Below are 10,609 nucleotides of genomic sequence, written 5' to 3'. Positions count from 1 at the left end.
CCAGCGGCACCTTTGCGGGAAGCCAGACGGGCCCCTTGAGCAACGTCACGCTGGACGTGGGGGCCACGGTCTCGCCGCTGCACCGGGGCAAGACGGGCCGGGTCTACGTGGCCGCGCTGGCCGGCTCCACGGTGCTGTTCCTGGGATCCAACGGCTGGTCGGTGTATGCGGGCGGGGCGTTCCCGGCCTACCTGTCGGGAGCGCTGCCGCGCACGGTGCCGGTGCGCATTGCCTCGGGCCTGAACTTCAGCGGGCTGGAGGGGGTGCAACTGGTGGTGGGGTATGGGGTGGGGGATGATGCGAGTGCGGTGGCGGAGATGGTGCGTGCGGGGCGATACCGGGTGGTGCACACGCTGAACTGAGCTGGAGGGGGGGCTGGGCTCCGGGGCCTGAGCGCCGGTCTCCCGCGCGGGCCCCAGGCCTCCATGCCCTCCCTCTGGCGCACAGGGGGAGGGCGCTTCTGCGAGAATCGGGGCCATGAACGCGCTCAACGTGGCTGAATACACGCACACCCTCGGATCCCAGGCCAAGGCCGCCTCCGCCCTCATGGCGAAGGCGCCGGCGGCCGTCAAGAACAAGGCGCTGCGCGCCCTGGCGCGCCTCCTGCGCGAGCACACCGCGGCCCTGCAGGACGACAATGCCCGCGACCTGGAGCGCGCCCGCGCCGCCGGCCTGGCCGAGCCCATGGTCGACCGCCTCAAGCTCACGCCCAAGGTGCTCGAAACCTGTGCCGAAGGCTGCGAACAGCTGGCCGCCATGGCCGATGTGATCGGCGAGATCATCGGCATGAAGCAGCAGCCCAGCGGCATCCGCGTGGGCCAGATGCGCGTGCCCATCGGCGTGTTCGGCATGATCTACGAGAGCCGCCCCAACGTGACCATCGAGGCGGCCAGCCTGTCCATCAAGAGCGGCAATGCCTGCATCCTGCGCGGCGGCTCGGAAGCCATCGATTCCAACAAGGCCCTGGCGCGCCTGGTGCAACTGGCGCTGGCCGAGGCCGACTTGCCAGAGGACGCGGTGCAACTGGTGCAGACCACCGACCGCGAGGCCGTGGGCCAGCTCATCGCCATGCCGCAGTTCGTGGACGTCATCATCCCGCGCGGCGGCAAGGGCCTGATCGAGCGCATCAGCCGCGACGCCAAGGTGCCCGTGATCAAGCACCTGGACGGCAACTGCCACACCTATGTGGACGACCCCTGCGACGTGGCCATGGCCGTGAAGGTGGCCGACAACGCCAAGACCCAGAAGTACAGCCCCTGCAACGCCAGCGAGGGCCTGTTGGTGGCACGCGGCGTGGCGGCCGAATTCCTGCCGCGCATCGGTGCCGTCTACGCCGCCAAGGGCGTGGAGATGCGCGTATGCCCCGAAAGCCGCGCGCTGCTGGCCCCCGTGGCGGGCGCCAAGCTCGTGGATGCGACCGAGCAGGACTGGTCCGAGGAGTACCTCGCGCCCATCATCAGCATCAAGCTGGTGGCCGGCGTGGACGAGGCCATCGCCCACATCAACCACTACTCCTCGCACCACACCGACGCCATCCTCACGACCGACCACGTGCACGCCCAGCGCTTCCTGCGCGAGGTGGATTCGGCCAGCGTCATGGTCAACGCCAGCACGCGCTTTGCCGACGGCTTCGAGTACGGCCTGGGCGCCGAAATCGGCATCAGCACCGACAAGTTCCACGCGCGCGGCCCCGTGGGCATCGAGGGCCTGACCTCGCTCAAGTACGTGGTGCTGGGCGAAGGCGAGGTGCGCGGCTGATGGCGCCGGCCGCATGGCGGCCGGCTTGACGCGCGCGCCGCCTCTACCGATCATCCCCTCGTGAAAATCATCATCCTGGGCGCCGGCCGTGTCGGCCACAGCGTGGCCGAGAGCCTGGTCTCCGAGCGCAACGACATCACCGTCATCGACACCGATGCCGAGCGCCTGCGCGACCTCGAATCGCGCTTCGACCTGCGTGGCGTGGTGGGCAGCGGCATCGACCCCCAGGTGCTGGCCGAGGCCGGCGCACACGACACCGACCTGCTGATCGCCTGCGCCGCGCAGGACGAGACCAACCTGGTCTGCTGCAAGATCGCTCAGATCGTGTTCAACATCCCCACGCGCATCGCGCGTGTGCGCTCTTCGGGTTTCGACAATGACGAGCGGCTGGTCGGCCCCGAAGGCTTTGCGGTGGACCGCATCATCTGCCCCGAGGAGTCGCTGACCCGCTACATCGGCAAGCTCATCGAATACCCCGAGGCCATGCAGGTGCGCGAGTTCGCGGGTGGCCGGGCCTGTCTGGCCTCGGTGCGCGCACGGCTCGGGGCGCCCATGGTGGGACACACCATTGCCGAGCTGCGCGCCGGCGCGCCCGACGTCGCGGTGCGCATCGTGGCCATCTACCGGCGCTTCCCCGACGAGCCCGACCGCTTCGTGGCCTGCGACGGCACCACGCGCATCGAGCCGGGCGACGAGGTCTTCGTGCTCGCGGCCAGCGAGCACATCGCCCATGTGCTCGCGGCCCTGCACCGGCGCGGCGCGGCGGCCGTGCAGCCGGTGCGTCGCATCATGATTGCCGGTGGCGGCCGTGTGGGCCTGCGCCTGGCGCGCCAGCTGGCCAGGCAGGGCGGGCGCTTTCGCGTGAAGATCATCGAAGGTGATGCGCAGCGCTGCACCGAACTGGCCTCCCTGCTGCCCGCCGACACGCTGGTGCTGCAGGGCGATGCCACGGACGAGGACCTGCTGGGCGACGAGAACATCGAGGAGATCGACCTCTTCCTCGCGCTCACCGACGACGACGAGAACAACATCATGTCCTGCCTGCTGGCCAAGCGCATGGGCGCGCGCCGTGTGCTGTCGCTTATCAACCGGCGCAGCTATGCCGACCTGATGCACGGCACGCAGATCGACATTGCGCTGTCGCCCGCGCAGGCCATGCTCGGCGAGCTGCTGGCCTATGTGCGCCGGGGCGATGTACAGGCCGTGCACAGCCTGCGCCGTGGCGTGGCCGAGGCGCTGGAGATCGTGGCGCGCGGCGACCGCAAGAGCTCACGCGTGGTGGGGCGCAAGGTCAGTGAGCTGCAACTGCCTGGCGAGGTGCACATGGGGCTCATCGTGCGCGGCCTGCCCGACTCGCCCGATGTGGCGCCTGAAGACCTGCGCGAACCCGAGGTCATCATCCCGCGCAGCTCCACGGTGATCGAGAGCAACGACCACGTCGTGTTCTTCCTGCCGCACAAGCGGCTGGTGCGCGAGGTGGAAAAGCTCTTCCGTGTGAGCGCCACCTTCTTCTGATGCGGGACTGAGCACCATGGTGGACATGTTCCCTGTCCTGCGCGTGCTGGGCATCCTGGTCATGGCCTTTTCGCTGGCCATGGGCTTGCCGCTGGCCGTGTCGCTGTGGACGCGCGACGGCATCTGGCATGTGTACCCGCAGGCCATGGGCGCCACCTTCATGGCCGGGGCCTGGCTCTGGTGGCGCCTGCGCCACTTCCGCCACGAGCTGCAGCCGCGCCACGGCGTCATGCTGGTGTCTCTGGTCTGGCTGCTGCTGCCGCTGTCGGCGGCCCTGCCCCTGATGCTGACCGGGCACCAGATCGGCCGGTCCATGTCCTTTACCCACGCCTACTTCGAGGCCGTGTCGGGCCTGACCACGAGCGGCGCCACGGTGCTCAGCGGGCTCGATACGCTGCCGGTGTCGATCAATGTCTGGCGCACCTTCCTGCAGTGGATGGGCGGCATGGGCATCCTGATCCTGGCAGTCGCCGTGCTGCCCCTGCTGGGCGTGGGCGGCAGCCAGCTGTTCAAGGCCGAGGCGGCCGGCCCGCTCAAGGATTCCAAGCTCACGCCGCGCATGACGGGCACGGCCAAGGGGCTGTGGGGCGTGTATGCGCTGTTCTCGGTGACCTGCGGCCTGGCCTTCTGGCTGGGCGGCATGAAGCCGCTGGACGCGCTGATGCACATGTTCGCCACCGTGAGCCTGGGCGGGCTGTCCTCCTACGACGCGAGCTTCGGGCAGTTCCAGTCGCCGCTGCTCGAAGCCATCTGCATCTTCTTCATGCTGGTCGCGAGCTGCAACTTCGCGCTGTACTTCGTGGCCTTCCGCAAAGGGCACTGGCGCGGCTTCTGGGGCGACCCCGAACTGCGCGCCACGCTGTTCGCGCTGGTCGGTGGCGGGCTGCTGGTGTCGCTGCTGCTGTGGGCCAAGGGGGTCTATGCGCCACTGGACGCATTGCGCCACGGCATGTTCAACACGGTTTCCATGGCCACGACCACCGGTTTCGCCACCGTGGACTTCCTGGCTTGGCCGGTGTTCGCGCCCGTGTTCATGCTGCTGCTGTCGGGCGTGGCGACCAGCGCGGGCTCGACCGGCGGCGGGATCAAGATGGTGCGCATGCTCATCCTCGTGAAGCAGGCGCGCCGCGAGATGAACCGCCTGGTGCACCCGAGGGCCGTGCAGCCCGTGTGCCTGGGCGGTGGCGTGGTGGACAACCGCGTGATCTTCTCGGTACTGGCCTTCATGCTGGTTTATGGCGGCACGGTCTTCGGGCTGAGCATGGTGATGCTGCTGACCGACCTGGACCCGGTGACGGCCTTCTCGGTGGTGCTGGCCAGCGTGAACTGTGCCGGGCCGGGCCTGGGCAGCGTGGGGCCGGCGTCGAACTTCTCGGTGCTCACCGACTTCCAGATCTGGATCTGCACCCTGGCCATGCTGCTCGGGCGCCTGGAGATCCTGAGTTTCATGGCCTTGCTGACGCCCTCGTTCTGGCGGCGCTGATGCGCCATGGCAGAAAACTGCGGAGGCGGGCTTGCGAACGATCGGTCACGCCCCCACCCTACAATGGCTCGCCGCCGCAATAGACCCGCCCCAAGTAAGGTTTTCCATGGTTCCGCACCTCATCACGGCCCTCACCGGGCCGATCAACGAACTCGAGCAGCGCGTGCTCGACTCCATGCCCGCCATCGAGCGCTGGTTCCGGCTGGAGTGGATGGAGCACACGCCGCCGTTCTACACCTCGGTGGACATCCGCAATGCGGGCTTCAAGCTGGCCCCGGTGGATACCAACCTGTTCCCGGGCGGCTGGAACAACCTGACCAAGGAGATGCTGCCCCTGGCCGTGCAGGCCGCCATGGCCGCCATCGAGAAGATCTGCCCCGAGGCGCGCAACCTGCTGATCATTCCCGAGAACCACACGCGCAACACCTTCTACCTGTCCAACGTGGTGCAGCTGCAGCGCATCTTCAACATGGCAGGCCTGAACGTGCGCGTGGGCTCCATCAGCCCCGAGATCAAGAAGCCCACGCTGATCGAGCTGCCCAACGGCGACACGGTGACGCTGGAGCCCGTGGTGCGCAACAAGCGCCGCCTGGGGCTCAAGGACTTCGATCCCTGCACCATCCTGCTCAACAACGACCTCACGGCGGGCGCGCCGGGCATCCTCGAAGACATCCACGAGCAGTACCTGCTGCCGCCCCTGCATGCGGGCTGGAGCGTGCGCAAGAAGAGCACGCACTTCAAGAACTACGAAGAGGTGGCCAAGCGCTTCGGCAAGATGCTGGGCATCGACCCCTGGCTGGTCAACCCCATGTTCAGCCAGTGCGGCGACGTGGACTTTGCCGAGGGCGCGGGCCTGGAGAACCTGCAGACCCATGTCGATGCGCTGCTCACCAAGGTGCGCCGCAAGTACAAGGAATACGGCATCAACGAGAAGCCCTTCGTGATCGTCAAGGCCAACAACGGCACCTACGGCATGGGCATCATGACCGTGCGCGACGCCAAGGAGCTCGACGCGATCAACCGCAAGACGCGCAACAAGATGGCGGTCATCAAGGACGGCCAGGTGGTCAACGACGTGATCATCCAGGAAGGCGTGCTCACCCAGGAGCGCGTGAACGACGCCGTGGCCGAGCCTGTGGTCTACATGATGGACCGCTATGTGGTGGGCGGCTTCTACCGCATGCATGCCGAGCGCGGCACCGATGAGAACCTCAATGCGCCGGGCGCGAGCTTCGTGCCCCTGGCCTTCGAGCACAGCACGCACATGCCCCAGCCGGGCATGCGCCCCGGGGTCAGTGCACCCAACCGCTTTTACATGTACGGCGTGGTGGCACGCCTGGCCATGCTGGCGGCCAGTTACGAGCTGGAAGCCACCAACCCCGACGCCGAAGTCTACGACTGAGGTGTTTCCTCTAAAGAGAGGAAGTGGCCGGAAAAGGCCTGGGCACCCGGCTTGCCACGTCTGAGGGCGCTGCGCCAGAGGGCAGTTGCTGCATTGCAACATGCCCCGGGCTGGTGCGCCGCTGCACCAGCCCAGGAGCACAATAGCGTTCCCAAAAGTAACGGAACCCTGGCAGCCACGTGTGCCAGGGGTGGTCAGTGCAAAGCTCCAAATCCTCGCTTGCAGCGCTCACGCTGGGCGCCATCGGTGTTGTCTACGGTGATATCGGCACCAGCGTGCTGTATGCGGTCAAGGAGGTCTTCGGGTCGGGCCATGTGCCCTTCACCCAGGACAACATCTACGGCATCCTGTCCATCCTGTTCTGGACGCTCACCGTCATCGTCTCCCTGAAGTACGTGGTGCTGGTGCTGCGCGCCGACAACAACGGCGAAGGCGGGCTAATCGCCATGCTGGCCCTGGCCTCCCAGGCCGTGAAGGACAAGCCCCGCCTGCGCGGTGTGCTGCTGGGGGTGGGCATCTTCGGTACCTCGCTCTTCTACGGCGACGGGGTCATCACCCCGGCCATCTCGGTGCTCTCGGCGGTCGAGGGCCTGGAAGTGGTCTCGCCGCACTTCAAGCAGTACGTGATCCCGCTGACCCTGGTCGTGCTGTTCTGCCTGTTCGTGGTGCAAAAGCGTGGCACGGGCGGCATCGGCAAGTTCTTCGGGCCCATCACGCTGGTCTGGTTCCTCACGCTGGCGCTGCTGGGCGTGTCCCACATCGTGACCCACCCCGAGATCCTGTGGGCCATGAGCCCGCACTACGCCCTAGGCTTCATGTGGGCCAACCCGGGCATCAGCTTCATCATCCTCGGGGCCGTGGTGCTGTCCGTGACCGGGGCCGAGGCCTTGTACGCCGACCTCGGCCATTTCGGCAAGCGCCCCATTCGCCTGGCCTGGTTCTGCGTGGCCATGCCGGCGCTCACGCTCAACTACTTCGGCCAGGGCGCGCTGCTGCTGGCCGAGCCTGAGGCGGTGAAGAACCCCTTCTTCATGATGGCCCCCGGCTGGGCCTTGCTGCCCCTGGTGGTGCTGGCCACGATGGCCACGGTGATCGCCTCGCAGGCGCTGATCACCGGCGCCTTCAGCGTGACCAAGCAGGCCATCCAGCTGGGGTACCTGCCGCGCCTCAATATCCAGCACACCAGCGTGCGCGATACGGGCCAGATCTACATGCCGCTCGTCAATTGGGGGCTGTTCGTGGCCATCGTGCTCGCGGTGGTGATGTTCCGCTCGTCGAGCAACCTGGCGGCGGCCTACGGCATCGCCGTGACGCTGGACATGCTGATCACCACCACCCTGACCTTCTTCGTGATCCGCTACGGCTGGGGCTACCCGCTGGCGCTGTGTGTCGCGGCCACGGGCTGCTTCTTCGTGGTGGACCTGGCCTTCTTCACCTCCAACCTGCTCAAGCTCTTCGCGGGCGGCTGGTTCCCGCTGATGATCGGCGGTATCGTCTTCACGTTGATGATGACCTGGAAAGAAGGGCGCCACCTGGTCAATGACAAGCTGCGCGCCGATGCCATCGATCTCAAGGACTTCCTGGAGTCGGTATTCATCAGCCCGCCCACGCGCGTGGAAGGCACGGCCGTGTTCCTCACGGCCGAGACCGGCGTGGTGCCCAATGCGCTCTTGCACAACCTCAAGCACAACAAGGTGCTGCACGAGCAGAACCTGTTCGTGACGGTCAAGAGCCATGAAGTGCCCTGGATCGGCATGGACAAGCGCCTGCAGGTCGATGCCCTGGGCCATGATTGTTGGCAGGTGGTGGTGCACTATGGCTTCAAGAACGACCCCGACCTGCCGCGGGCGCTGGAGCAACTGCGCGGCCGCGGTTGTGGCATGGAGCCCATGACCACGAGCTACTTCCTCTCGCGCGACACCGTGGTGCCCACCATCGGCAGCGGCATGGCGCCCTGGCGCGAAAAGCTGTTTGCCCAGATGCACCACAACGCCAGCGGCGCGGCGGACTTTCTGCACCTGCCCAACAACGCGGTCGTTGAACTGGGCTCCAAGATCGAAATTTGACGCTCTGAGGGCCTCTCGGCTGGGATGGCCCCTGCCGTGCACCGCATCGGTGCAACGGGCAGAATCCCGGCCATGCAGTTTTTCAAGGATCTGAGCCTGTCGGCCTTCACCGCAGGCTTCGTGGCGGTGCTGGTGGGCTTCACGAGCTCGGTGGCCATCGTCTTCCAGGCCGCCCAGGCCTTCCATGCCACGCCAGCGCAGACCACCTCCTGGATGTGGGCCCTGGGGCTGGGCATGGGCCTGTGCTCGCTGGTGCCCTCGCTTATCCTGCGCATGCCGGTCATGGTCGCCTGGTCTACCCCGGGGGCCGCGGTGCTGGCCACCGCCGGGCTGGCGGGCGGTTTCAGCATGGCCGAGGCGATCGGCGCCTTCATGGTCAGTGCCGTGCTGATCGCGCTGTGCGGCGTCACCGGCTGGTTCGAGCGCATCATGAACCGCATCCCCATGGAGATTGCGGCCGCGCTGCTGGCCGGCGTGCTCGCGCGCTTCGGCATCCAGGCCTTCACGGCCGCGCAGACCGCGCTGCCCCTGGTGCTGCTGATGCTGGGCTGCTACCTGGTGGGGCGCCGCCTGATGCCGAGGTATGCGGTGGTGCTCACGCTGGCTGTGGGCATCGCCTGGGTGGCCCTGCGCGGGCAGATGGCCTGGTCGGCCGTGCAGTTCTCGCTGGCCGTGCCGGTCTGGACCACGCCGCAGTTCAGCCTGTCGGCCTTGGTGAGCCTGGCTATCCCGTTGTTCGTGGTGACCATGGCTTCGCAGAACCTGCCCGGAGTGGCCGTCATCCGCGCCTCGGGCTATCCGCTGCCGGTCTCGCGCCTGCTCACGCTTACGGGGCTGGGGACGCTGGTGCTGGCACCTTTCGGGGCCTTTGCCCTTAATTTCAGTGCCATCACGGCGGCCATGTGCATGGGCCCCGAGGCGCATGAGGACCGCGCCCGGCGCTATACGGCCGCCGTGTCCTGTGGCGCCATCTATGTGGTGATCGGCATTTTCGGCGCGGTGATCACCGGCCTGCTCACCGCCTTCCCCAAGGAGCTGATCGCCGCCATCGCCGGGCTGGCCCTGCTGGGCACCATCGGCAACGGCCTGGCGACGGCCCTGCGCGAGGAGGGGCACCGCGAGGCGGCGCTCATCACCTTCCTGGTCACCCTGAGCGGCGTGGTGGTGGCGGGCGTGGGCTCGGCCTTCTGGGGCGTGGTGGCCGGCAGCCTTGCGCTATTTGTGCAACAGTACGGGCGTACACGTGCCCCCAGGGGCTGACGGTCTCCCTTTATATAAAGACCGTTCTCCCAGGCACTGCTTCTCTTTCTCCTTCTTAATCTTCCAAGCCCATGCAACTCCTCTTCATCGCCGATCCGCTGGCCAGCTTCAAGATCTACAAGGACACCACCTTCGCCATGATGCGCGAGGCCCAGCGCCGCGGCCATCGCATCACGGTGAGCGGCCCGCAGGACGTGAGCTGGCAGCGTGGCGGCAAGGTCACGGCACGCGTGCGCGACATCGTGCTCACCGGCCACCCCGAGGCCTGGTACACGGAGGAGCCGGTGCGCACCGCCGTGCTGGCCGACTTCGGTGCCGTGCTGATGCGCAAGGACCCGCCGTTCGACAGCGAGTACTTTTACGCCACCCACATGCTGGAGCAGGCCGAGCGCGATGGCGCCCGCGTGTTCAACAAGCCCCGGGCGCTGCGCGACCACCCCGAGAAGCTGGCGATCATGGAGTTCCCGCAGTTCATCGGCCCGACCCTGGTCACACGCGACCCGGCCGACATCCGCAGCTTCCATGCCGAGCACAAGGACATCATCCTCAAGCCCCTGGACGGCATGGGCGGCATGGGCATCTTCCGGGTGGGGCCCGACGGCCTGAACCTGGGCAGCATCATCGAGACGCTGAACAAGGACGGCAGTGAAAGTGTGATGGTGCAGAAATTCCTGCCGCAGATCTCTGAAGGCGACAAGCGCGTGCTCGTCATCGGCGGCAAGCCTGTGCCCTACTGCCTGGCGCGCATTCCCCAGGGCACGGAAGTGCGTGGCAACCTGGCGGCCGGTGGCAAGGGCGTGGCCCGCCCCCTGTCCGAGCGCGACTGGGAGATCGGCAACGCCCTGGGGCCCATCCTGCAGGCGCGCGGCCTGCTGCTGGCCGGCGTGGACGTGATCGGCGACTGCGTCACCGAAATCAATGTCACCAGCCCCACCTGCTTCCAGGAGATTTTTGACCAGACGGGCTGCGATGTCGCGGCGCTGTTCATCGATGCGCTGGAGGCGGCGCTGGCTTCGCCTGCACCCTGATCTCGCTTTTCTGCCAATTGCTTGCGCGGCCCCTCAAAACAGTGCTATAGTCGAGGGCTTCGCTGCACGGAGGTCCTTGTTGGGGGTTCTGGGCGGT

The 10,609-nt window shown here is 67.1% G+C and carries 8 protein-coding genes; all 8 read left to right on the top strand.

Going from position 1 to position 10,609, the window contains the following annotated elements:
- The coding region (locus tag AC3WOH_RS34440; RefSeq protein WP_492233825.1) for a hypothetical protein at positions 1-362 on the top strand (362 nt) is incomplete at its 5' end.
- 115 nt (positions 363-477) lie between these two features.
- Complete coding sequence (locus tag AC3WOH_RS34435) at positions 478-1,758, top strand: glutamate-5-semialdehyde dehydrogenase (RefSeq protein ID WP_492233824.1); 1,281 nt, start codon at positions 478-480, stop codon at positions 1,756-1,758.
- Positions 1,759-1,818: 60 nt separating this feature from the next.
- Entirely contained in the window at positions 1,819-3,273 is a 1,455-nt protein-coding gene (gene trkA, locus AC3WOH_RS34430) for a Trk system potassium transporter TrkA (protein ID WP_492233823.1), read from the top strand.
- Between the two features lie 16 nt (positions 3,274-3,289).
- The gene (locus tag AC3WOH_RS34425) at positions 3,290-4,756 is read left to right on the top strand and encodes a TrkH family potassium uptake protein (protein ID WP_492233822.1); all 1,467 of its coding nucleotides are present in this window, start codon (positions 3,290-3,292) and stop codon (positions 4,754-4,756) included.
- Positions 4,757-4,862: 106 nt separating this feature from the next.
- On the top strand, positions 4,863-6,158 hold the full coding sequence (gshA, locus tag AC3WOH_RS34420) for a glutamate--cysteine ligase (RefSeq protein WP_492233821.1): 1,296 nt from the start codon (positions 4,863-4,865) through the stop codon (positions 6,156-6,158).
- A gap of 197 nt (positions 6,159-6,355) precedes the next feature.
- Positions 6,356-8,224, top strand: a complete 1,869-nt coding sequence (locus tag AC3WOH_RS34415) for a potassium transporter Kup (RefSeq protein WP_492233820.1) — start codon at positions 6,356-6,358, stop codon at positions 8,222-8,224.
- A gap of 72 nt (positions 8,225-8,296) precedes the next feature.
- The gene (locus tag AC3WOH_RS34410; protein WP_492233819.1) at positions 8,297-9,484 is read left to right on the top strand and encodes a benzoate/H(+) symporter BenE family transporter; all 1,188 of its coding nucleotides are present in this window, start codon (positions 8,297-8,299) and stop codon (positions 9,482-9,484) included.
- A 71-nt stretch (positions 9,485-9,555) separates the two neighbouring features.
- A complete protein-coding gene (gshB, locus tag AC3WOH_RS34405; protein ID WP_492233818.1) occupies positions 9,556-10,512 on the top strand; it encodes a glutathione synthase in 957 nt (318 codons plus the stop codon).
- The last annotated feature ends 97 nt before the right edge of the window (positions 10,513-10,609 follow it).

This window comes from Acidovorax sp. FW305-C-20-28, assembly GCF_058783375.1.
This window is presented reverse-complemented; position numbering and strand designations above follow the sequence as displayed.